Source organism: Streptomyces sudanensis, assembly GCF_023614315.1.
GTDB classification, from domain to species: domain Bacteria; phylum Actinomycetota; class Actinomycetes; order Streptomycetales; family Streptomycetaceae; genus Streptomyces; species Streptomyces sudanensis.
The window spans coordinates 2,893,674-2,915,672 of the sequence record NZ_CP095474.1 but is presented as its reverse complement, the minus strand read 5'-3'; the positions used below and the strand labels follow the sequence as shown (position 1 = coordinate 2,915,672).

At 74.7% G+C, this 21,999-nt stretch carries 15 protein-coding genes, 1 tRNA gene, 1 other RNA gene and 3 pseudogenes; 14 read left to right on the top strand and 6 right to left on the bottom strand.

Annotated elements, in window-relative coordinates; genetic code table 11:
* Positions 1-13 precede the first annotated feature (13 nt).
* Positions 14-334 (bottom strand): annotated as a pseudogene (locus MW084_RS13550) (VWA domain-containing protein); the annotation flags it as partial.
* Positions 335-602: 268 nt separating this feature from the next.
* Here MW084_RS13550 and MW084_RS13545 point away from each other — a divergent pair.
* Positions 603-838: pseudogene (locus tag MW084_RS13545) on the top strand (phosphatase); the annotation flags it as partial.
* Between the two features lie 22 nt (positions 839-860).
* Positions 861-2,655, top strand: a 1,795-nt coding sequence (locus tag MW084_RS13540; protein WP_275563609.1) for a PhoX family protein, incomplete at its 5' end; no start/stop codon positions are given.
* 118 nt (positions 2,656-2,773) lie between these two features.
* Here the strand turns inward: MW084_RS13540 and MW084_RS13535 are convergent.
* Entirely contained in the window at positions 2,774-3,751 is a 978-nt protein-coding gene (locus MW084_RS13535) for a hypothetical protein (protein ID WP_029553742.1), read from the bottom strand.
* 134 nt (positions 3,752-3,885) lie between these two features.
* The gene (locus MW084_RS13530) at positions 3,886-5,385 is read right to left on the bottom strand and encodes an APC family permease (protein WP_010473745.1); all 1,500 of its coding nucleotides are present in this window, start codon (positions 5,383-5,385) and stop codon (positions 3,886-3,888) included.
* Positions 5,386-5,749: 364 nt separating this feature from the next.
* On the opposite strand from MW084_RS13530, the gene MW084_RS13525 reads away from it, so the two are divergent.
* The 5 genes from MW084_RS13525 (at position 5,750) to MW084_RS13505 (ending at position 11,626) form a co-directional block, all read left to right on the top strand.
* Positions 5,750-6,739 carry a daunorubicin/doxorubicin resistance ABC transporter ATP-binding protein DrrA gene (locus MW084_RS13525; protein WP_010473747.1) on the top strand — a complete coding sequence of 330 codons (990 nt, stop codon included), beginning with the start codon at positions 5,750-5,752 and terminating at the stop codon, positions 6,737-6,739.
* Complete coding sequence (locus MW084_RS13520; RefSeq protein ID WP_010473748.1) at positions 6,736-7,716, top strand: ABC transporter permease; 981 nt, start codon at positions 6,736-6,738, stop codon at positions 7,714-7,716. The genes MW084_RS13525 and MW084_RS13520 overlap by 4 nt, the downstream gene beginning before the upstream one ends.
* Positions 7,717-8,005: 289 nt before the next feature.
* On the top strand, positions 8,006-9,280 hold the full coding sequence (locus MW084_RS13515; RefSeq protein ID WP_010473749.1) for a bifunctional cobalt-precorrin-7 (C(5))-methyltransferase/cobalt-precorrin-6B (C(15))-methyltransferase: 1,275 nt from the start codon (positions 8,006-8,008) through the stop codon (positions 9,278-9,280).
* Positions 9,277-10,029, top strand: coding sequence for a precorrin-4 C(11)-methyltransferase (cobM, locus tag MW084_RS13510; RefSeq protein ID WP_010473750.1), 753 nt, complete (start codon positions 9,277-9,279; stop codon positions 10,027-10,029). The genes MW084_RS13515 and cobM overlap by 4 nt, the downstream gene beginning before the upstream one ends.
* Positions 10,030-10,255: 226 nt before the next feature.
* On the top strand, positions 10,256-11,626 hold the full coding sequence (locus MW084_RS13505; RefSeq protein WP_010473751.1) for a COG1361 family protein: 1,371 nt from the start codon (positions 10,256-10,258) through the stop codon (positions 11,624-11,626).
* A 430-nt stretch (positions 11,627-12,056) separates the two neighbouring features.
* Here MW084_RS13505 and MW084_RS13500 read toward each other — a convergent pair whose 3' ends face one another.
* A complete protein-coding gene (locus MW084_RS13500; RefSeq protein WP_010473752.1) occupies positions 12,057-12,506 on the bottom strand; it encodes a hypothetical protein in 450 nt (149 codons plus the stop codon).
* Positions 12,507-12,821: 315 nt separating this feature from the next.
* On the opposite strand from MW084_RS13500, the gene MW084_RS13495 reads away from it, so the two are divergent.
* The 4 genes from MW084_RS13495 (at position 12,822) to MW084_RS13480 (ending at position 17,141) form a co-directional block, all read left to right on the top strand.
* The gene (locus MW084_RS13495) at positions 12,822-13,304 is read left to right on the top strand and encodes an MSMEG_6728 family protein (RefSeq protein ID WP_010473753.1); all 483 of its coding nucleotides are present in this window, start codon (positions 12,822-12,824) and stop codon (positions 13,302-13,304) included.
* A gap of 201 nt (positions 13,305-13,505) precedes the next feature.
* Positions 13,506-13,955 (top strand): helix-turn-helix transcriptional regulator, encoded by a 450-nt coding sequence (locus MW084_RS13490; protein ID WP_029553745.1) that lies wholly within the window; start codon positions 13,506-13,508, stop codon positions 13,953-13,955.
* A 5-nt stretch (positions 13,956-13,960) separates the two neighbouring features.
* Positions 13,961-14,371: a VOC family protein gene (locus tag MW084_RS13485; protein ID WP_010473756.1), complete on the top strand. Its 411-nt coding sequence runs from the start codon at positions 13,961-13,963 to the stop codon at positions 14,369-14,371.
* A gap of 265 nt (positions 14,372-14,636) precedes the next feature.
* Positions 14,637-17,141, top strand: a complete 2,505-nt coding sequence (locus tag MW084_RS13480; protein ID WP_010473757.1) for an ATP-binding cassette domain-containing protein — start codon at positions 14,637-14,639, stop codon at positions 17,139-17,141.
* Between the two features lie 135 nt (positions 17,142-17,276).
* Here MW084_RS13480 and MW084_RS13475 read toward each other — a convergent pair whose 3' ends face one another.
* Positions 17,277-19,355 (bottom strand): FG-GAP repeat domain-containing protein, encoded by a 2,079-nt coding sequence (locus MW084_RS13475; protein ID WP_275563608.1) that lies wholly within the window; start codon positions 19,353-19,355, stop codon positions 17,277-17,279.
* A 272-nt stretch (positions 19,356-19,627) separates the two neighbouring features.
* Here MW084_RS13475 and MW084_RS13470 point away from each other — a divergent pair, with 272 nt between their 5' ends.
* Positions 19,628-19,963: an SCO4225 family membrane protein gene (locus MW084_RS13470; protein WP_010473759.1), complete on the top strand. Its 336-nt coding sequence runs from the start codon at positions 19,628-19,630 to the stop codon at positions 19,961-19,963.
* A gap of 318 nt (positions 19,964-20,281) precedes the next feature.
* Here the strand turns inward: MW084_RS13470 and MW084_RS13465 are convergent.
* Positions 20,282-20,369 (bottom strand) — tRNA-Ser (locus MW084_RS13465).
* A gap of 72 nt (positions 20,370-20,441) precedes the next feature.
* Between MW084_RS13465 and ffs the strand changes: the two genes are divergently transcribed.
* An RNA gene (ffs, locus tag MW084_RS13460) (signal recognition particle sRNA small type) lies at positions 20,442-20,540 on the top strand.
* An 84-nt stretch (positions 20,541-20,624) separates the two neighbouring features.
* Positions 20,625-21,949: pseudogene (locus tag MW084_RS13455) on the top strand (DNA polymerase III subunit gamma and tau); the annotation flags it as partial.
* Positions 21,950-21,999 lie beyond the last annotated feature (50 nt).

Sequence of the window (21,999 nt, the reverse complement as noted above, 5' to 3'; positions counted from 1 at the left end):
ANGCGGNGNCNTNCGCCCCCGCGCCCTCCGCCCCGGTGGCCGTCCGGGCCTCCGTCTCCGCGGCCGGTGCCTCCGCGGCCGGTGCCTCCGCGGAGTCGGTGCGGGCCGCCGGGATCGCGGACTTCGGGTTGTCGAAGGAGGCGGCCACCAGTTCCGCCGCGACCTCCTCCGGGCTCGGCTCCTGGCGTTCCCCCTGGGACGGGACGGTCGGCGTTTCTTCCTGGGGCACCGTGCGTTCCGCCTGGGGCGGGACGGAGGGAGTGGCCGTCGACTCGCCGCGCTCCGCGTCGCGGTCGCGTCCGAACACCTTGCGCAACAAGCTCCGAATGCCCATGGGCCATGGCCTTTCGCATATTGGGTGCCGTGTATGTCCGTACTGCTGGGAGTATCCAGAATCATCCCTGGCCAGGGCGGACACGTAAGGTTAGCCGCCCGGAGTGGCGCGTACGGGTGCCGTCCGCCCGCGTCAAGACCACCTTCGACGGTCCTCGTTCACCGCGTGTTCACTCCCGCGCCGCCGCCCTGCTCGAAGGCCCGCCTAACGTCGCCGCCGGACGACCACGACATCACATCGGCGCGGTGCGCGCCGGAGGAGGAACACCGTGCGCAAGCTGCTGCCGCTGCTCACCGGGACCCCGCACGCCGGCGGCCGGTCTGCTCTGACGTGCCGTTACCGCTGCGGTGACGCCTGCTTCCACGAGGTGCCCAACACCAGTGGCAACGAGTACGCCGGCGACGTCATAGCCGGGGCGCTCTCCCGCCGCTCGGTGGTGCGCGCCGCCGCCGTGGTGGCCGCCACCACCGCCGCGGGCGGCGCCGCCCTCGGCGCGGGCGCTCCNNNNGGCCGCGACGNCNNCCCNGGCGGCGCACCGCCCCGGCGCGTCGTCGGGCGCGCGCGGCCTGCGTTTCGCGCCCGTCGCGCCGAACACCGCCGACGAGGTCACCGTTCCGCGCGGCTACACCCGCAGCGTCGTCATCCGCTGGGGCGAGCCGATCCTGCGCGGCGCGCCCGCCTTCGACCCGGACCGGCAGTCCGCCAGGGCGCAGGCCGGCCAGTTCGGCTACAACAACGACTTCCTCTCCCTCCTCCCCCTGCGGGGCGAGCCCGGCCGCCAGCTCCTCGTCGCGAACCACGAGTACACCGACGAGGTCCTGATGTTCCGCGGCTACGACCCGCAGAACCCGACCCGCGAGCAGGTCGAGATCGCCTGGGCCGCGCACGGCATGTCCGTCGTGGTGGTGCAGGAGGAGCACCGCACCGGCCGGCTCACCCCGGTCACCCGGCACCCGCTCAACCGCCGCCTCACCGCGACCAGCGTGTTCGAGATGACCGGCCCCGCCGCCGGCAGCGACCTGCTGAAGACGTCCGCCGACCCGTCGGGCCGCAAGGTCCTCGGCACGCTCAACAACTGCGCCGGCGGCACGACCCCGTGGGGCACCGTCCTCAGCGGCGAGGAGAACTTCAACCAGTACTTCGCGAACGGCTCCACCACCACCGACAAGCGCTACGGCCTCGGCACCGGCGCCACCGAGCGCAAGTGGGAGCGGTTCGACAAGCGCTTCGACGCCCAGCAGGAGCCCAACGAGTCGCACCGCTTCGGCTGGGTCGTCGAACTCGACCCGTACGACCCCGACTCCACGCCCCGCAAGCGCACCGCCCTCGGCCGGTTCAAGCACGAGGCCGCGCAGCCCCGGCTCACCGAGGACGGCCGCCCGGTCGTGTACATGGGCGACGACGAGCGGTTCGACTACTTCTACAAGTTCGTCTCCTCCAAGCGCATGATGAAGGGCAACTCCCGCGCCGCCCGCGAGCACAACCTGACCCTCCTCGACGAGGGCACGCTGTACGTCGCGAAGCTGACCGGCGACTCGCCCGCCGCCGAGATCGACGGCACCGGCAAGCTGCCGGCCGACGGCGAGTTCGACGGCTCCGGCGTGTGGATCCCGCTCGCCACGGGCGACGTGTCGCACGTCCCCGGCATGACCGCCGACGAGGTGTACGTCTTCACGCGCCTCGCCGCGGACAAGGTCGGCGCCACCAAGATGGACCGTCCCGAGGACGTCGAGCCGTCGCCCCGCACGGGCCGCGTCTACATCGCCCTGACCAACAACTCGCAGCGCGGCACGGACGGCAAGCCCGGTGTGGACGAGGCGAACCCGCGCGCCAGGAACAAGCACGGCCAGGTCCTGGAGCTCGCCGAGCACTGGGACGACCCGGCGGCGGACGGCTTCGCGTGGCGGCTCTTCCTCGTCGCGGGCGACCCGGACGACCCCGCCACGTACTTCGCCGGGTACCCGAAGGAGGAGGTGTCGCCGATCTCCTGCCCCGACAACCTCGCCTTCGACGCGTACGGCAACCTGTGGATCTCCACGGACGGCAACGCGCTGGGCACCCACGACGGCCTGTTCGGCGTCGCCGTGCACGGCGAGCGGCGCGGTGAGCTGAAGCAGTTCCTGACCGTCCCGGTGGGCGCCGAGACGTGCGGGCCGGTCATCCAGAACCGCCGGGTGCTCGTCGCCGTGCAGCACCCGGGCGAGGTCGACGGCGCGTCCGTCGAGAAGCCGGCCTCGTCGTGGCCCGACGGACCGGGCCGGCTGGTCCGTCCGGCCGTCGTCGCCGTCTACCGCGAGGACGGCCGCCCGATCGGCGTCTGACCGCCCCCGGTGCCCGGCCGCCGACGGCGGCGGCCGGGCACCGGCCCATCGCGGAACCCCCGTCCCGCCGCGGGTCCGAGCCGCGGGGCGGGGGCCGCGGACCGGGCCGGGCAGGGGTTCACGAGGTGGTGCGGGCCTGTGCGCGCCACCTCGTGAACTGCTCCACGGGATCCCCCGTGTACGACCACGGCACCCGCGAGACCCGCGTCCCCAGCAGCCGGAACAGGTCGTCCGCCACCTCCGGCAGCCCCGCGTGGCACGCCGCGTGGGTCAGGTAGTTCAGCAGTTCGACCTCCTCCGGGCGGACCGGCCCCGGCGCCCGGTCGCCGATCCAGCGCTCCCAGGTGCGCCGTACCTCCACCACCGCCAGCTCGTGCTTCCAGTGCTGGTCGAAGCCCCGCACCGAGCCGGGTCCCCGCCCGAGTGCCCCGTCCACCACGTACCGGTACTCCTCGACGCGGGCGATCTGCACCAGCACCGGCAGGGGGCAGCCGGGCGGCGCCGCGCCGGCCGCGTCGCGGGCGAAGTCGTACATCGCGCCGTGCGTGCCGTGCCACCGCGCCGACCAGTAGCGCAGCAACTGCACGTGCCCCTCCGTGTTGTACGGGTCGCGCCGGCGCAGCTCGTCCCACCAGCGGCGCAGCTCCACCCGGCTCACCCCGCCCTGGTACAGCCGGGCCACCGTCAGCAGCGACACCCACGGCATCGGGTCCGCGGGCCGGGCGTCCGCCGCGGACAGGCAGGCCATGACCGTGGAGTCCAGGCAGGCGCGGTCCACGGCGGTGCCGCGGCCCGCCGCGATCGCCGCGTCGAAGACCCGCACCACCTCGGTCGCGGCCCGCAGCACCGCCGCGTCCGGGTCGTCGGGTTCGGCGGCCCGCCAGCCCTCGACGGCCGAGGTGTCGGCCGCCGCGTGGGCGAGGAGCCGGATGCGGTGGGTGCGCCGCGGCCAGTCGTCCCCGGTCTCCCGCAGCAGGTCGCGCACGCCCTGCCAGCGGCCGACCGCTATGTCGTGGCGTACGTCGCCGAGCGCCTCGTCCCCGAAGTACGGGTCCGGCTCGGGGACGGAGCGGTCCCCGCGCATGGCGCGGCCCATGAGCCCGGTGCGCCTCGTGGTGCGTCCGTGCCGGGGCTTCCCGGTGCCGCCGGTCCGGTCCGGGCGCCCCCCTCCGGTGGCGCGGTGGCGTGCGGCCATGCCTGCTCCCCCCGATCCCGTGGTCGGTCGCGTGGTCAGAAGTCGGTCGCCAGGGTCTCGTCGGCGGCCGGCCGGTACTGCCGCGGCACGTCGCCGTACGGCGTGTCCTTCTTCACCGCCAGCTCCCGTACCGCGTCCAGCTTTGCCGGACGGTAGTACGAACTACCCCGCCGCCAGTACCAGAACATCGGAATGAGGCCCGCAGCGAGCCCCCCGAGGCCGACCGCGAGCGCCGCGGTGGGCAGTTCGGCCAGCGACTCGTAGAAGACCCACGACATGAAGGCGGTCCCCGCCAGCGGCCACACCCCGCCCAGCAGCAGCTCCCGCGCCGACGACAGCAGCACGCGGCGGTACGCGACGACGGCGGCGATCCCGGCCAGGGCGTGGGAGAACGCGATCTGCAGGCCCATCGCGCCGACCACGCCGGACACGACGCCGCCGACCGAGCCGAACGCGTTCGACGCGGCGGACAGCGCCAGCGCCGCCCCGCCGACGGCGGCGACGGCCACCCACGGGGTGTTCCGGCGGCGGTGCACCAGACCGAAAGCGGCCGGCACCGTACCGTCCCGGCCCATCGTGAACAGCGTCCGCGCCACCTGGGCCAGCATCGTCTCCAGGGTCACCACGGTCGACAGCATCACCGCCACCACCAGCAGTTTCCCGCCGACCCCCGGCCAGAGCGCCTCGCAGAGCAGGGCGAGGGTCCCCGCACCGCTCTCCGCGGTGGTGCCCTCGGTCGCCAGCACCACGTTGACCGCGAGGGTGAACGCCTCGAACAGCAGGAACACCACCCCCACCCCGACGACCGCCGTGAGCCGCGCCGCGCACCGGCCGTCGCGCGCGTTCCCGCCGCGCGCGTCCCCGCCGCGGACGCCGGCGACGTACCAGCCCCGGCAGGAGAACGCCGCGATCAGGGCGCACGAGGCGACGCCCGGCGCCCCGCAGAAGCCCCCGAACCCCAGCCACGACCAGTCGAACGCGGCCGCCGCGCCGTTGCGCGCCACCGCGCCCAGCACGAACAGCAGGAGGAGCACCAGCTCGACGCACGAGACGACCGTCCGCGCCCGTACGCTCAGCCGGGCCCCGCCCAGCGCCACCAGCACCATCACCCCCAGCCAGCACGCCCCGGCCGCCGTCACCGGCCAGGTCTCCCGTGCCAGCGCGGGGTCGAACAGGGCCAGCGTCAGCATCCCCGCCGGCAGCGCCCCCGCCACCATGAACAGCGTCGTCGACACGACCAGGGCCCATCCGCACAGGAAGCCGAGGAACGGGTGCAGGGTCCGCCCCACCCACGAGTACACGGCGCCCGCGTTCACGTCGAGCCGCCCGAGCCTCCGGTAGGCCAGCGCGATGCCCACCAGGGGCAGCGCGCAGTACAGCAGCGCGGCGGGGGCGGCGAACCCGGCGGCTCCGACGAGCACGGCGGTCGTCGCGACCGGTGAGCAGGCCGGGACGCTGCCCGCGGCCGCCCTCACGGCGGTGACGAACGTGCCCGCCCCATCGGGTCGGAACCCTCTGCCGGAAGAGTTGCGCATGCCGAACGTCCTTGACTGGCAGGGGAAATGTCGCAGGGACAGCCGCATCGTAATGCCGCTTCCGGAACCCGGCGGTCCGAAGCCGATCACGGGCACCGCTTTCGGTCGGCGGCCGGCCGGCGAACTGATCCACTTGCCGGCCGGGCCGGGCGGGTGTGCCCTGGGAAGACGGGCGCGCACAGGCCGCGCCGCCCCGGCGCCCGGCCGCGGGCGGCGGCACGGCCCGCGCTGCCCTCCCCGTCTTCCACACGCACGAGTGAACCGGGCTCCGCCGCCGCGCCGCCCGCGGGGCCCCGGCCCACCGCGGGCGGCCGCCCCCGCCGCCGGCCGGAAACCGGTCCCACCGCCGGGAGGAACCAGCCCCATGAACCCCGGTCGCGACCGGACCGGACCGGGCCCCGCCGTCGAGACGCACGGCCTGGTCAAGGTCTTCGGCGCCACCCGCGCCGTCGACGGCGTCGACCTGCGCGTGCCCGCCGGGACGGTGTACGGGCTGCTCGGGCCGAACGGCGCGGGCAAGACGACCGTCGTGAAGGTGCTGGCGACACTGCTGCGACCGGACGGCGGCGAGGCCCGCGTGTTCGGCCGGGACGTGGTGCGCGACGCCGACGCCGTGCGCGGCGGGGTCAGCCTCACCGGTCAGTACGCCTCCGTGGACGAGGACCTGACCGGTACGGAGAACCTGGTCCTCCTCGCCCGCCTCCTCGGCCACTCCCGGGCCGCCGCCCGCGCCAGGTCGGCGCGGCTGCTGGAGGCGTTCGGGCTGATCGACGCGGCGGACAGGCAGGTCAGGCACTACTCGGGCGGCATGCGGCGCCGCATCGACATCGCCGCGTCCCTCCTGAACACGCCCGACCTGCTGTTCCTGGACGAGCCGACGACGGGCCTCGACCCGCGCTCCCGCAACCAGGTGTGGGACATCGTCCGCGCGGTCGTCGCGCAGGGCACGACGGTGCTCCTCACCACGCAGTACCTGGAGGAGGCCGACCGGTTGGCGTCCCGTGTCGCGGTGATCGACCGGGGCCGGGTCATCGCGGAGGGCACCAAGGGCGAGCTGAAGGCGTCGGTCGGCGCCGGCTCGGTGCGCGTACGGCTCCGCGATCCCGGGCAGCGGGAACGGGCCGTGCGGGTGCTGACCGGGGCGCTCGGCGCGGTCGTGCAGCTCGACGCGGACCCGGTCGCGCTCACCGCGGCGGTCGGCGGGCGGCGTACGGAGCTGGACGCGGCCGGGCAGGCGGCGCGGGCCCTGTCCGAGCTGGCCCGGGCGGGGATCACGGTCGACGACTTCGCGCTGGGGCAGCCCAGCCTCGACGAGGTGTTCCTGGCGCTGACGGGACAGGAGGGCCCGGCATGAGCACCACCGCGTCACGGTCCCCGCAGCCGCAGCCGCAGCCGCAGCCGCAGCCGCAGCCGCAGCCGCAGCCGCCGGTGAAGGCGAAGGCCAGGGAGAAGGCGGGGGCGCGGGTGAGGGCCGGGGCGCGGCCGGCGGCGCCCGCCGAGGAGACCGGGTTCGTCGCGCCGAGCGCCGAGGAACTGGCCGACCTGCTCGTCGCCGACCCGGACCGCCGCCCGCCCCGCCCCTCCGCGCTCTCCGCGTCGCTGACGTTCGGGCGGCGGGCACTGCTGAAGATCAAGCACGTGCCGGAGCAGCTGTTCGACGTGACGGCGTTCCCGATCATGATGGTGCTGATGTACACGTACCTGTTCGGCGGCGCGCTCGCCGGGTCGGTGTCGGCGTACGTCCAGTTCCTGCTGCCGGGCATCCTCACGATGAGCGTCGTGATGATCACCATGTACACGGGTGTCGCGGTCAACACCGACATCGACAAGGGCGTCTTCGACCGGTTCCGCACCCTGCCCGTCTGGCGGCCCGCGCCGATGGTCGGCTACCTGCTCGGCGACGTCGTCCGGTACCTGATCGCGTCCGCCGTGATGCTGGCCGTGGGCCTGGCGATCGGCTACCGGCCGGCCGGCGGGGCGGCCGGGGTGCTGGCGGGCGTGGCGCTGCTGATGGTCTTCGCGTTCGCCTTCTCGTGGATCTGGACGATGTTCGGGCTGCTGCTGCGCAGCGAGAAGTCCGTGATGGGCGTCAGCATGATGGTGATCTTCCCGCTGACGTTCCTGAGCAACGTCTTCGTCGACCCGCGCACCATGCCCGGCTGGCTCCAGGCGTTCGTCAACAACAACCCCGTCACGCACCTCGCCACGTCGGTGCGGGAGCTGATGGCGGGCGGGCGCCCGGCGGCGGACCTCGCCTGGACGCTGGGCTGGTCGGCGGTGTTCGTCGCGGTCTTCGGCGCGGTCACGATGCGGCTGTACAACCGGAGGTAGCAGCGTGCGGGGCCGGCCCCCGGCGGGCGTCCGGGGGCACCGGCGGGCGTCCGGGGCACCGGTGGGCGTCCGGAGGCACCGGTGGGGCGGTCGTACGCCGCCCGCCGGCGGTGCGGGGCGGCCCACCGCTCCGGATCTGCCGTCCCGGGCTCCTCCCCGGGCCCCTCCCCGGGACCCTCCCCGGGACNCTNCNNGNNNCNCTTCCGGGTCGGCCGCGGTGCGGGCGGGCGCGCCGGGAGGGAACCCCGCCGCCCGCCCGGTCCCCGGCCGGCCGGTAGGGTTCCGGCCCGTGAGCAGGCCATCCAGCAGCCAGGACGACACCCGCCCCGCCGGTGCCGACACCGTCACCGTCGTCGGCGTCGGCGCCGACGGCTGGGCCGGCCTGCCCGAGCCGTCCCGCGCCGCCCTGCGTGCCGCGGACGTGGTGATCGGCGGCGGCGCCCGCCAGCTCGGCCTGCTCCCGGCGGAGGTGACCGCCGACCGCGTGCCGTGGCCCAGCCCCCTGCGCCCCGCCGTCCCCGCCCTGCTCGCGGCGCACGCCGGCAGGGCGGTCGCGGTCCTGGCGAGCGGCGACCCCATGTTCCACGGCGTCGGCCGCGCCCTCGCGGAGGTCCTCGGCCCGGACCGGCTGCGCGTCCTGCCGCACCCGTCCTCCGTCGCGTACGCCTGCGCCCGCCTGGGCTGGCCGCAGGAGGACACCGAGACGGTCACCCTCGTCGGCCGCCCCCTCGACACCCTGTCCGCCGCCCTCCACGACGGCCGCCGCCTGCTCGTGCTGAGCGCCGGCGCGGGCACCCCCGCCGAGGTGGCCGCGCTGCTGCGCGCCCGCGGCTACGGCCCGAGCCGCCTGCGCGTACTGGAGCAGCTCGGCCACCCGGACCGCGAGCGCGCCCTGCACGGCACCGCCGACGCCTGGCCCCACCCGCCGGGCGACCCGCTGAACCTGATCGCCGTCGAGTGCGTCCGCGCGCCCGGCGCCCCGCGCCTCGGCGCCGTGCCGGGCCTCCCCGACGACGCCTACGAGCACGACGGCCAGCTCACCAAGCGCCACGTCCGCGCCGCGACGCTCGCCGCGCTGGCACCCGCGCCGGGCGAACTGCTGTGGGACGTCGGCGGCGGCTCCGGGTCCATCGGCATCGAGTGGATGCGCGTCCACCGCACCTGCCGCGCCGTCGCCGTCGAACGCGACCCGGTGCGGGCGGCGCGGATCGCCCGCAACGCCGCCGCCCTGGGCGTGCCCGGCCTGCGCGTGGTCACCGCCGCCGCACCGGACGGCCTCGCGGGCCTCGACGCGCCGGACGCCGTCTTCGTCGGCGGCGGCCTCACCGCGCCCGGTCTGCTCGACGCCTGCTGGGCGGCGCTGCGCCCCGGCGGACGGCTGGTCGCCAACACCGTGACGCTGGAGTCGGAGGCGCTGCTCGCCGAGCGGTACCGGCGGCACGGCGGCGAACTCGTACGGCTGGCGGTCGCCCACGCCGTCCCGGTGGGCGGCTTCACCGGCTGGCGGCAGGCGATGCCGGTCACGCAGTGGTCCGTAACGAAGGCGGGAGCAGAGGAACAATGACGGTCTACTTCATCGGTGCGGGCCCCGGCGCCGCCGACCTGATCACGGTGCGGGGCGCCCGCACCCTCGCCTCCTGCCGGGTGTGCCTGTACGCCGGCTCGCTCGTCCCCGCGGAACTGCTCGCCGAGTGCCCGCCGGACGCGCGGCTCGTCGACACGGCCCGCATGGACCTGGACGCCATCACCGCCGAGCTGGTCGCCGCCCACAAGGCGGGCCACGACGTGGCGCGGCTGCACTCCGGCGACCCGTCCGTGTTCAGCGCGGTCGCGGAGCAGATGCGGCGCCTGGACGCGGCCGGGGTGCCGTACGAGATGGTCCCCGGCGTCCCGGCGTTCGCGGCGGCCGCGGCGGCGTTGAAGCGGGAGCTGACCGTCCCGACCGTCGGCCAGACCGTCATCCTGACGCGGATCGCGCAGCAGGCCACGCCCATGCCGGAGGGCGAGGACCTGGCGACGCTGGGCCGCAGCGGCGCCCTGCTGGTGCTGCACCTGGCGGCCCGCTACGTCGACCGCGTCGTCGCCGAACTCGTACCGCACTACGGCGAGGACTGCCCGGCCGCCGTCGTCGCCATGGCCAGCCGCCCCGACGAGCTGGTGCTGCGCGGCACCCTCGCGGACATCGCGGCGCGGACGAAGGCGGCGGGCGTCACCCGCACGGCGGTGATCATCGTCGGCCGGACGCTGGCGGCGACGGAGTTCCGCGACAGCCACCTGTACTCGCCGGAGCGGGACCGGCACGTCTGCGACTGAGCGCCCGCCGGGCCCGGATGACAATCCCCACACGGAAAACCGGACCCGTGCGGGCAACTGCGCGGATCGTCCGGACATGTCCGGCGGTGGAGCCGTCCGTTCCGCCGCCGGGCGGCGCGCCCGGTGGCGAACTCCCCCCGCCGGGCGGCCATTTGCTCCGTACGATCGGACGACCGCACGTGCGCACCACCGCGTTCACGACGTCCGCTCCCGAGAAAGAGCATCCGTGAAGACCAGACGTACTCTCGCGGCGGCCGTCGCCGCCGCCGTCACCGCGCCCGTCCTCCTCCTCGCCGCCTCCCCGGTCCACGCGGCGACGGCGAGCCCGCCGCCCGCGCCGCCGGCCGCTTCCGGACCGGCCGCGCAGTCGGGACCGGCCGCGTCGTCCGGGGCGGCCGCGTCGCCGGAGCGGTCCGCGTCCGCGAAGAGCCCGTCCCTCGCGGACCTGGAGAAGGCCGTGACGGAGGCCCGGAAGGCGTACGAGGCGGCGGTGGCCGCCAAGAAGGCCGGTTACGAGAAGCTCAGGGAACTCCTCCTCTCCGACACCACGCCGGAGGCCCTCGCGGTCGCCGCCGCCAGGGAGAAGGCCACCGAGGCCGCCGCCGCGCACACCGCCGCGGTGAAGGCCCTGGAGGAGGCGAGGGCGAAGCTCGCCGCCCTGCCCGGCACGGCGACGGAGGAGGAGAAAAAGGCCGCCGAGGCCGCGGTCAAGGCCGCGGAGACCACCGCCGCCACCGCGGCCACCGCGAAGGAGACCGCGGACAAGAAGCTGATCGACGCCCGTGACGCGCTCGCCGACATGCACATCGAAGCCTCCCAGGTCTATGCGCGGCTGACGAAGGCCGTGGAGGAGGCCGCCGCCGACCTCGCCGCCGCCGAGAAGGCGCTCGAGGACGCGAAGAAGGACGAAGACGGGAAGGGGGACGAGGACGGCGACGGCATGTGCGCCGAGGACGACCGCCTCGTCGCCGAGCTGACCGGCCTGCCCGCGAAGGTCGCCGCGGGCAGCACCGTCGACCTCACCGTCCGCGTGACGAACAACACCGGGAAGACCGTGGACCGCGCGTACGGGCAGGTCGCCCTCGCCCCCGGCGGGCAGGACCTCGTCACCCTGTTCACGCCCCGGTTCTCCACGGGCCCGTCCACCACGTGGCGCCCCTGGAACTCGAAGGGGATCGCCGTGAACGTCGGCGAGCTGGAGCCCGGCGCCCACGCGGACCTCAGACTGCGGCTGAGCCCCGCCGCCTCGATCAAGGACTGGTCGGGCCGGATCGAGGTGAGCGGCTGGTACGAGCGCGGCGACGACTGCGGTGCCAACACGACCCTGAAGAGGCACGCGTTCCAAGTCGTCGCGGCCCCGGCCACGACTCCTCCGCCGAACACGCCGGCCCCGCAGGGCGGTACCGGAACCACGCCGCTGCCCGGCACGACCACCCCGACACCCGCGACGACCCCGACGTCCGCGACGGCCGGGGCCCTCGCCGACACCGGTTCGTCCGACGCCCTGGGCGGCCCGGCCCTCGCGAGCGGCGCCGCCGTGGCGCTCGGCGCCGGCGCGGTGCTCCTCACGCGCCGCCGCCGAGCGAACGGCGCCTGAGGCCGGACGCCCAAGGCCGGGTGCTTGATGTCCGAGGCCGGGCGTCCGAGGCCGGGTGCCTGCCGCTTGGCGTTCGACCCCTGAGGCCGGGCGCCGGGCCCGGGGCGTCCAATGCCCCGGGCCCGGTGTCCATGTCCGGCGGCGTCACGAAGGCCCCGGCCACGAAGGCCCCGGCCACGAAGGCCCCGGCTACGAAGGCCCCGGCTACGAAGGCCCCGGCTACGAAGGCCCCGGCCGCACCCGCCCGCGCTCCGCGCCGGGCCGGTGCGGCCGGGGCCTTCGGCACCCCGTGCCTCCCGGGGCCGTCGGCGAGGTCCTCACCGGCGGCCGGTGGCCGGTCGGCGGTCGCGTCCCCGGTCGGGGCCGGACTCCCGGCCCGGGGCCGGGCCCGGCCGTCCGGGCGTACGCCCTCGGGGATCCGCCGGGACCGTCAGGGAGCCGTGTCGGGCCGGGCGGTGTGATCGGGGTGGCCGGCCGTGCGGCGGGCCTCCTTCATCTCCGCCTCGTACAGATGGGTGCGGCCTTCGGCCAGCTCGTCCACCGCGGCGCGTTCGAGGTCCTTGAACGGCTGGTAGTACGTCTCGTCGTAGGCCTCGACGATCTGGAAGGTCCAGTGGCCGGGGATGACGTTGCGGCCCAGGATCTCCTTCCGCACCCGCTCGGCCCACTCCGGATGGCCGGCCTGGCGCAGCAGCTCCACGGCCCGGTCCAGCTCCAGGTCCGCCGTGCCGGTCAGCTGGTGGAAACCGTAGAGGTGGCCCCGTGCGCGCTCCGTCGTCTCCAGCGCCTTCGACAGCGACCCCAGCGCCTCCACCAGCGTGTCGCTGACGCCCTCGGGGCGCCGGTGGTCGCGGTCGGGGCCGTCGTGGTGCGTGTCCATGTTCCTGCCTGCCGTCCAGCCGGTGGGGGAGGGCGTCTCTCNNTTATACATNTCNCCTGGGTCGGGGCCGGGGCGCCGGCCCACCCTGAGGGTGCCCCGGTCCCGGCGGGGGAATCACCCGGGATCACCGAACGGCGGACGGGCCGGTCCCGCCCCGGCTTCCCCGGTCCTGTGTATAAGAGGCAGGGGNNNCCACCCGGTCCCGCCGCGCCCGGCTCCCCCGGCNGNTNGGNGGGGCGGGTGCGGCCGGCGCCCCGCGTGGTACCCGCACGGGGGCGGGCACCGGACCCGCGCACGCCGTACGAAGGGCGAGTGATGCAGACCTTCCTGCCGTACCCCGACTTCCACTCCTCCGCGCTCGCCCTGGACCGCCGCCGGCTCGGCAAGCAGCGGGTCGAGGCGCTGCAGGTGCTGCGGGGGCTCACCGTGCCCGGTTACGGCTGGCGCCGGCACCCGGCGGTGCGGATGTGGACCGGGTACGAGGAGGCGCTGGTCCGGTACGGCCTGGAGGTGTGCAGGGTGTGGCGCGAGCGGGGTCACCAGGACAGTTGCGCCGCCTCCCTCGTCTCCGGCTTCGCCGCGCTCCACCCCCACGCGCCGGTGCGCTGCCAGGCGGACCTGGCGGCCGCCGGGGAGCTGCCCCCCTGGCTCGGCGACGACGCCTTCCACCGCAGCCACCGCTCGGCCCTGGTGCGCAAGGAGCCGGCCGCCTACGCCGAGGTCTTCCCCGACGTGCCCGACGACCTGCCGTACGTCTGGCCCGCCTCGGACCGCCGCAGCGACGTGCACCCGGACTGACCACCCGCCCCGCGCCGTACCTCACCCGCCCGCGNNCCGTACCCCACCGGCCCCGAGCCATACCCCACCGGCCCCGTCCGGCCCCCGCCGGTCCGTACCGACGCCCCCGGTCCGCACCGCTCCGGGTCGGCAGGCGCCCGGCCGGTACGCGGTCCCGGCGGCCCGCCGCACGCCCCGCCGCGGTGTGAAACGATCGTATGTGTGAGCAATAGGCCAGCCGCAGCACAGAACTTGAACGATCTCGTCCGGCTGCGCCGCGTCCGTGACCGGATCGACCGGGAGTACGCGCAGCCGCTGGACGTCGAGGCGCTCGCTCGCGGTGTGAACATGTCGGCCGGGCACCTCAGCCGCCAGTTCCGGCTCGCCTACGGCGAACCGCCGTACGCCTACCTGATGACGCGGCGCATCGAGCGTGCGATGGCGCTGCTGCGCCGGGGCGACCTCAGCGTCACCGAGGTCTGCTTCGCGGTCGGCTGCTCGTCGCTGGGCACCTTCACCACCCGCTTCACCGAACTGGTCGGCATGCCGCCCGGCGCCTACCGCCGCCGGGCGGCGCGCACGACGGCGGGGGTCCCGCACTGCCTGGTGAAGCAGGTGACCAGACCGGTCAGGAATCGAGAAGCGCGGGCCGCGGAGCCGCGCCTAGCGTGAAGCCCATGGACATCACCATTCACGCGAGCTTCCTCCCCCACGACGACCCGGACGCCTCCCTGGCCTTCTACCGCGACACCCTCGGCTTCGAGGTCCGCAACGACGTCGGCCAGGGCACGATGCGCTGGATCACGGTCGGTCCCGCCGGTCAGCCCGGCACCTCCATCCTCCTGGCGCCGCCGGCCACCGACCCCGGCATCACCGACGACGAGCGCCGCACCGTCACCGAGATGATGGCCAAGGGCACCTACGGCTGGATCCTGCTGGCCACCAAGGACCTCGACGCCACCTTCGAGCGGCTCCAGGCGAGCGGCGCCGAGATCGTCCAGGAGCCCACCGAGCAGCCGTACGGCATGCGCGACTGCGCCGTCCGCGACCCCGCGGGCAACCTGGTCCGCATCCAGGAACTGCGCTGAACCGTCCGGTGACCTCGGCCGTGGCCGTGGCCGCGGCCGCAGCCACGGCCGAGGCAGGGGCCGCGGCCCGTACGGACGGCCCCGTGGGGCCGGCACGCGGCCCCGGCCCCCGCCGCCTCCACCCCACCCACCANCTTCACCCCANNACCCCCCATCCCCGCCACCTCCGATTCCACCGGTCCCGACCTCGACTCCGAACCCGAACCCGAACCCGACCCCGACTCCGGCCCGGGCGGCGACACCCCGCCGACAGCAGGGAGACACCATGAGCGAGCCCACGAGGACGGACGCGCGGCCGGCCGCGCCGTCCGCGCCGCACGTCGCCGACACCCACGACCTGATCCGCGTGCACGGCGCACGCGAGAACAACCTCAGGAACGTCAGCGTCGAGATCCCCAAGCGCCGGCTGACGGTGTTCACCGGCGTCTCCGGGTCGGGCAAGAGCTCCCTGGTGTTCGACACGATCGCCGCGGAGTCCCAGCGGCTGATCAACGAGACCTACAGCGCCTTCGTGCAGGGCTTCATGCCGGCGCAGGCGCGACCGGACGTCGACGTCCTCGACGGGCTGACGACCGCGATCATCGTCGACCAGCAGCGGATGGGCGGCGACCCCCGCTCCACGGTCGGCACCGCCACCGACGCCAACGCCATGCTGCGCATCCTCTTCAGCCGGCTCGGCCAGCCGTACGTCGGCCCGCCCGGCGCCTTCGCCTTCAACCTCCCCTCCGTCCGGGCGAGTGGCGCGATCAGCGTCGAACGCGGCGACAGCAAGGCCGTGAAGGTGGCCTACACCCGCACCGGCGGCATGTGCGCCCGCTGCGAGGGCCGCGGCACCGTCACCGACTTCGACCTGACCCGGCTCTACGACGACTCCAGATCGCTCGCCGAAGGCGCGATCCTCGTCCCCGGCTACGGGGAGAAGGGCTGGAACACGCGGCTCTTCGCCGAGTCGGGCTTCCTCGACCCGGACAAGCCCATCCGCGACTACACCGAGGCCGAGCTGCGCGACTTCCTCCACCGCGAGCCGACCAAGGTGAGGATCGGGGGCGCCAACCTCACGTACGAAGGGCTGATCCCGCGGGTCCGGAAGTCGTTCCTCGCCAAGGACCGGGAGGTGATGCAGCCGCACGTCCGCGCGTTCGTGGACCGGGCGGTCACCTTCACCACCTGCCCCGACTGCGACGGCACCCGGCTCAACGAGGCGGCCCGGTCGTCGCGGATCAGGGGCGTGAACATCGCCGACGCCTGCGCCATGCAGATCAGCGACCTGGCCGAATGGGTCCGCGGCCTCGGCGAGCCCGCCCCCGACGACACCCCGGAGGCACCGGACTCCCCGGACTCCCCGGACTCCCCGGACTCCCCGGACGGGGGGTACGCCGGCGTGGCGCCGCTGCTGGCCGCGCTGCGGCGGACCCTCGACTCGTTCGTGGAGATCGGCCTGGGCTACCTCGCGCTCGACCGGCCGGCGGCCACGCTCTCGGGCGGCGAGGCGCAGCGCGTCAAGATGGTCCGCCACCTCGGCTCCTCGCTCACCGACGTCACCTACGTCTTCGACGAGCCGACCGTCGGCCTGCACCCCCACGACATCCAGCGGATGAACGACCTGCTGCTGCGGCTGCGGGACAAGGGCAACACGGTGCTCGTCGTGGAGCACAAGCCGGAGACGATCGCCATCGCCGACCACGTCGTCGACCTCGGCCCCGGCGCCGGCGCGGCGGGCGGCACCGTCTGCTTCGAGGGCACCGTCGAGGAGCTGCGGGCCTCGGGCACCGTCACCGGCCGCAACCTCGGCGACCGGGCCTCCCTCAAGAAGACCGTGCGCGAGCCCACCGGCGCGCTCCGGATCCGCGGCGCGACGGCGAACAACCTGCGCGGCGTCGACGTCGACATCCCGCTCGGGGTGCTCGTCGCCGTCACCGGAGTCGCCGGTTCCGGCAAGAGCTCGCTGGTGCACGGGTCGCTGGTGCACGGGTCGCCGGGCCGGGGGCCGGAGTCCGACGGCGCGGGCGTGGTGTCGGTCGACCAGACCCCGATCCGCGGCTCCCGGCGGAGCAACCCGGCGACGTACACCGGCCTGCTCGACCCGATCCGCAAGGCGTTCGCCAAGGCCAACGGCGTGAAGCCGGCACTGTTCAGCGCCAACTCCGAGGGCGCCTGCCCCCGGTGCAACGGCGCCGGCGTCCTCTACACGGACCTGGCGATGATGGCCGGCACCGCGACCACCTGCGAGGACTGCGAGGGGAAGCGGTACCAGGCGTCGGTGCTCGAACACCGGCTCGGCGGCAGGGACATCAGCGAGGTGCTCGCGATGTCGGTGACCGAGGCGGGGGAGTTCTTCGGCACGGGCGAGGCGCGCACCCCGGCCGCGCGCGCCGTCCTCGACCGGCTCGCCGACGTCGGACTCGGCTACCTCACCCTCGGCCAGCCCCTCACCACCCTGTCCGGAGGCGAGCGGCAGCGGCTCAAGCTGGCCACCCACATGGCCGGCGACGGCGGGATCTACGTCCTCGACGAACCGACCACCGGCCTCCACCTCGCCGACGTCGGGCAACTGCTCGGCCTGCTCGACCGGCTCGTCGACTCCGGCAAGTCCGTCATCGTCGTCGAGCACCACCAGGCGGTCATGGCGCACGCCGACTGGATCGTCGACCTCGGCCCCGGCGCCGGCCACGACGGCGGCCGGATCGTCTTCGAGGGCACCCCCGCCGACCTCGTCGCCGCCCGCTCCACCCTCACCGGCGAACACCTCGCGGCCTACGTCGGCACCTGACCACCCCCCGCCGCCCCGGCCACCGCCGTGGCCGGGGCGCGCCCGCCGTCCGCGGTCACCGCGAGGGCGACCGCGGCGGCGGTGGCGCCCCGGCGGTGGCACCGGGGACGGCGCGGTGCGCGGCGGGGCCGCTTCTCACACGACGTTGTTGAACTTGGAGCCCTCGCCCGCGTACAGCGACGTCGACCAACGGGTGAAGGGGGCGGTGACGGAGCCCGTCGAACGGTAGAGGTACGTGCCGCCGGTCCCGTACGCGATCATGTCCGGGCGCCCGTCGTTGTCGACGTCGCCGGCGCCGACCAGCTGGGTGAAGGCGTTCCAGCCGCTGCCGATCCGCACGCGGGCGGCGAAGGGGGCGGAGGGGATGCTCGTGCCCTTGTAGAACCAGAGGACTCCGGCGGTGTCCACGGCGAGGAGGTCGGCACGGCCGTCGCCGTCGAGGTCCGAGCCGCCGGTGAGCTTGTTGTAGACGCCCCAGCCGCTGCCGACCCGCTCCCGGGCGGCGAACGTGCCGTCGCCCTTGCCGAGGTAGTGCCAGAGCACGCCGGAACCGTCGAGGGCGACCAGGTCGCCGACCTCGTTGCCCGCGATGTCGCCGACGGCCTCGATCTGCTTGTACGTCTGCCAGCCCCGGCCGACCTGGGTGCGTCGGGCGGACTCGATCCTGCCGTCGGCCGACCGGTCCCGCAGGTCGTCGCGCCACAGCACGCCGGCGGCGTCCCGGGCGAGGAGGTCCGTGGAGCCGTTGTTCGTGTAGTCGTGCGGATTGACCGCGCGGACCACCTTCATGAGCCAGCCCTGGTAGGCGGGTTCCCCGGAGCCGTCGAGGAACCTCGCCTCGGCCTCCACCCCGTAGGGGCCGTTCGGCGCGTCCACCCCGTCGATGGTGCCGTCCCAGGTGAAGGAGAAGCGGGTGCCGGTGGCGGGGGCGTTCACGCGGGTGCGGAACTCCTTGCCCGTGGCGGTGTGCGTGAGCGTGACGTCCAGGTGGGCGTCGCGGTGCGACAGCGTCCACCCCAGGGTCACCTTGCCGCCGGTCGTGTCGAGGTTCACCGTGTCGGGGACGTGGACCTCCTCGATGCTCAGCTCGGCCTGCCCGGCCGGCTCGCCCGCCTCCGCCACCTTGGTGACCGTCAGGGTGCCGTCCGCCGCGGCCGCGATCCGGAACAGCCCCTCGCCGTCGGCGGCCCGGCCGCCGCTCACCAGTACGCTGCCGTCGCCCGCCGCCGCCGAACCGGTCACGCGGTCGACGAGGTCGCGGGTCTCACCACTGGTCAGGGAGACGGCCCGGAGGGGGGTCGAGGCGTTGCCGTACATCAGCCAGCCGCCCACGAGGCCCCCGTAATTCTCTTCGGCGCGGGAGCCCACGAAGGTCCGCTTCCGCTCGAGCGTCCTGCGGTCGACGGAAGTGACGAACAGCCCGGTGCCGATCTCGTACTCGAGCCAGGCCACATGCGAACCGGAGAACATCAGAGAGCCGAGGTCGTACCCGGACTCGGCGGAGGCGTACGTCTCGACCACCGTCCCGGTCGTCACGTCGACCAGCGCCCGGCCGCCGGTCCTGGCGCCCGCCGGGCCCGTCTCGTATCCGACGAGGGCGACCCCGTCCTGGACCCCGGAGCTGAAGAAGTCCGTGGCGTCCGCGGGCAGCCCCGACACCTCGCGGCTCGTCGTCGTGGCACCGTCCTTGCTGACGATGTGGAGTTCCGCCGTGCCGTCGTCCTTCGTCACCTGGGCGAGCACGCTCGTCGGGCTCAGTACGGCCAGGTAGTTGCCGTTGAGGGCACCGAGGTCGATGGCGACGCCCGGGGCGGAGGGGTCGGCCATGTTCAGCAGGGTGAGCGAACGCATCTTGATGGTCCAATTGGCGTCGCCGAGGACGAGCACGTCACCGCCCGCCATGGACCAACCGCCGTTCTCGGGCTTCCGGAACCGGGTCGGGGCCCCGCCGTCGTACGGCGTCCAGAGCAGGTTGGTGGCCCCGCTCTGGGTGAAGGAGTAGGAGAGGAACCCGGTGGCGCCCGCGCCGGCGAGATCGGAGCCCGTCGGGAAGACGGGAAGGGCGGCGGACTGCCCGGCCGCGGCCGGGCCCGACACGGATTCCGAGCCGGCGGCGAAGGCGGCCGGTGCGGTGGCCAGCGTGCCGGCGCCGAGGGCCGTGACGGCGAGGACGGCGGTGACGGCCATGGCGAGGCGAGTGGAGTGGAACTGCAAGGTGGACCCCCACGGGAAGATCGGGCACGGAAATGCCGTGCCCGACACAGACTCGCGACCGGCCCGCATGGTTGTACGGGCGCTCCGGTGGACCGTTCGGCCTCGCGGGACCTTTTGGCGCCTGTTCCGCCGCCTCCGCCGCCTCCGCCGGTCCATGCCCCTCGGCGACCTCCCACCCGGCCGGGGCGTGCCGATGGTGAGTACGGATGCTCACGCCGGGGCCACGGCCCCGTCAGGAGCATGGGGGGACATCACATCTCGGGGGGAACCTGATGAACGCCCGCACCCTGTTGCGTCTGACCTTCGCCAACACGGCTTCCGCCGTCTATCTGGGGCTCGTCGGCGCGTCCGTCGTGGTCGAGGTGGCCGCCGCACTGTTCCTGAACCCCGGGATCGTCGGGATGTGGCCCTTCCTCCTCACCGCCCCCACCTCCCTGCTGGCGGCGGGTGCCGTCGGGGCGGTCCGAGGGGTGGACGCGTCCGTCTGGTACCTGGTCGGCGGGGTCGTCATCAGCGCCCTGGTCCAGTCGTTCGCCCTGGGAGCGCTGGTGGAGGTCCTGCAGGGCCGGAGTCGGGGCCGGGGACGCGCCCGCCCGGGCCGGGACTGAACCGTTCTCGTCACCGCTCGGCAGGTCGCACCCCATCCGGGCGCGGTGCGGCCGCGGACGGCGTTCCGTCCCTGGCGCCCCACCACTCGCCCCGGCCTCCCTCCCGTTCGCCACCGGATCGACCCGCGCACCGCGGAGCGGCGCGGATGCCCGCCCGCTGCGTACGGGTGACCGGTGTCATGCCGCGCGAGGTCGCCCGGCAGGTCGGGGACGCGCTGTGGGAGCCGCCCGCCACCGGTGGGAAAACCGACTGAGACGGAAACCGAGACGGAGAAACGCCAGAGGGCCGGACCGCTTTCGCGGTCCGGCCCTCTGAGCTGGCGGAGGATACGAGATTCGAACTCGTGAGGGGTTGCCCCCAACACGCTTTCCAAGCGTGCGCCCTAGGCCTCTAGGCGAATCCTCCGCCGGGAACATTACATGACTCCCAGGGGTACTCGCGAACTCGTTCGCCGGGCGACGGATCGGGTACCCTGGGCGCAGCCCCTCACGTGGCGCTATCTGACTGAACTCCCCCAGGGCCGGAAGGCAGCAAGGGTAGGTCGGCTCTGGCGGGTGCGTGGGGGGCGCTTGCGTTGGGGGCGGTGACGGGTGGCGGCGNGGCCCCGGTGGGGAACGCGGGGCCGTCCGGTTGTCGGTGCGGCCCGATATCGTCGTAAGCGTGTCGTCCCTCGCGCTGTACCGCCGCTATCGACCCGAGTCCTTCGCCGAGGTCATCGGGCAGGAGCATGTCACCGACCCGCTGCAGCAGGCGCTGCGGAACAACCGGGTCAACCACGCGTACCTGTTCAGCGGGCCGCGCGGCTGCGGCAAGACGACCAGCGCCCGCATCCTCGCCCGGTGCCTGAACTGCGAGCAGGGGCCCACGCCGACGCCGTGCGGCGCGTGCCAGTCCTGCCGGGACCTCGCGCGCAACGGCCCGGGCTCCATCGACGTGATCGAGATCGACGCCGCGTCGCACGGCGGCGTGGACGACGCCCGCGACCTGCGGGAGAAGGCGTTCTTCGGGCCCGCCTCCAGCCGGTACAAGATCTACATCATCGACGAGGCGCACATGGTCACCTCGGCGGGGTTCAACGCCCTGCTGAAGGTGGTCGAGGAGCCGCCGGAGCACCTCAAGTTCATCTTCGCCACGACCGAGCCCGAGAAGGTCATCGGGACCATTCGGTCGCGGACCCACCACTACCCCTTCCGGCTCGTGCCGCCGGGCACGCTGCGGGAGTACCTCGCCGAGGTCTGCGGGCGCGAGCAGATCCCCGTCGAGGACGGCGTGCTGCCGCTCGTCGTGCGGGCCGGCGCCGGGTCGGTGCGCGACTCGATGTCCGTCATGGACCAGCTCCTCGCCGGCGCCGGCGAGGAGGGCGTGACGTACGCCATGGCCACGTCCCTCCTGGGGTACACCGACGGGTCGCTGCTCGACGCGGTCGTCGAGGCGTTCGCGACCGGGGACGGCGCGGCCGCGTTCGAGGTGGTCGACCGGGTCGTCGAGGGCGGCAACGACCCCCGCCGGTTCGTCGCCGACCTGCTGGAGCGGCTGCGCGACCTGGTGATCCTCGCCGCCGTGCCCGACGCCGCCGACAAGGGGCTCGTCGACGGGCCCGCCGACGTCGTCGAGCGCATGCAGGCGCAGGCGTCCACGTTCGGCGCCGCCGAGCTCAGCCGCGCCGCCGACATCGTCAACACCGGGCTCACCGAGATGCGCGGCGCCACCTCGCCGCGCCTCCAGCTGGAGCTGATCTGCGCCCGCGTGCTGCTGCCCGCCGCGTTCGACGACGAGCGGTCGGTGCAGGCCCGCCTGGAGCGGCTGGAACGCGGGGCGCGCCTCCAGCCGGGGCCCGCCGCGGCCCACGTGCCGGGGCCGGGCGCGCAGGTTCCCGGTGCCGCCGCGGTGCCGGGCGCCGCGTACGCGGGTGGGCCGGACGGCCCTCCGGTGGTGGCGGGAGGGGTCGGCGCCCCGGCCGTGCCGCCCGCTCCCGCGCCGCCCGCNNNCCCCGTGCGGCACGCGGCGCCCGCGCCCTNCGTCCTCAATCCCGATG

Coding starts and splice junctions, on each gene's coding strand:
- cobM (WP_010473750.1), top strand. CDS start 9,277: ATGACGGTCTACTTCATCGGTGCGGGCCCCGGCGCCGCCGACCTGATC.
- MW084_RS13525 (WP_010473747.1), top strand. CDS start 5,750: ATGAACCCCGGTCGCGACCGGACCGGACCGGGCCCCGCCGTCGAGACG.
- MW084_RS13495 (WP_010473753.1), top strand. CDS start 12,822: ATGCAGACCTTCCTGCCGTACCCCGACTTCCACTCCTCCGCGCTCGCC.
- MW084_RS13470 (WP_010473759.1), top strand. CDS start 19,628: ATGAACGCCCGCACCCTGTTGCGTCTGACCTTCGCCAACACGGCTTCC.
- MW084_RS13520 (WP_010473748.1), top strand. CDS start 6,736: ATGAGCACCACCGCGTCACGGTCCCCGCAGCCGCAGCCGCAGCCGCAG.
- MW084_RS13480 (WP_010473757.1), top strand. CDS start 14,637: ATGAGCGAGCCCACGAGGACGGACGCGCGGCCGGCCGCGCCGTCCGCG.
- MW084_RS13535 (WP_029553742.1), bottom strand. CDS start 3,751: ATGGGCCGCGCCATGCGCGGGGACCGCTCCGTCCCCGAGCCGGACCCG.
- MW084_RS13485 (WP_010473756.1), top strand. CDS start 13,961: ATGGACATCACCATTCACGCGAGCTTCCTCCCCCACGACGACCCGGAC.
- MW084_RS13500 (WP_010473752.1), bottom strand. CDS start 12,506: ATGGACACGCACCACGACGGCCCCGACCGCGACCACCGGCGCCCCGAG.
- MW084_RS13530 (WP_010473745.1), bottom strand. CDS start 5,385: ATGCGCAACTCTTCCGGCAGAGGGTTCCGACCCGATGGGGCGGGCACG.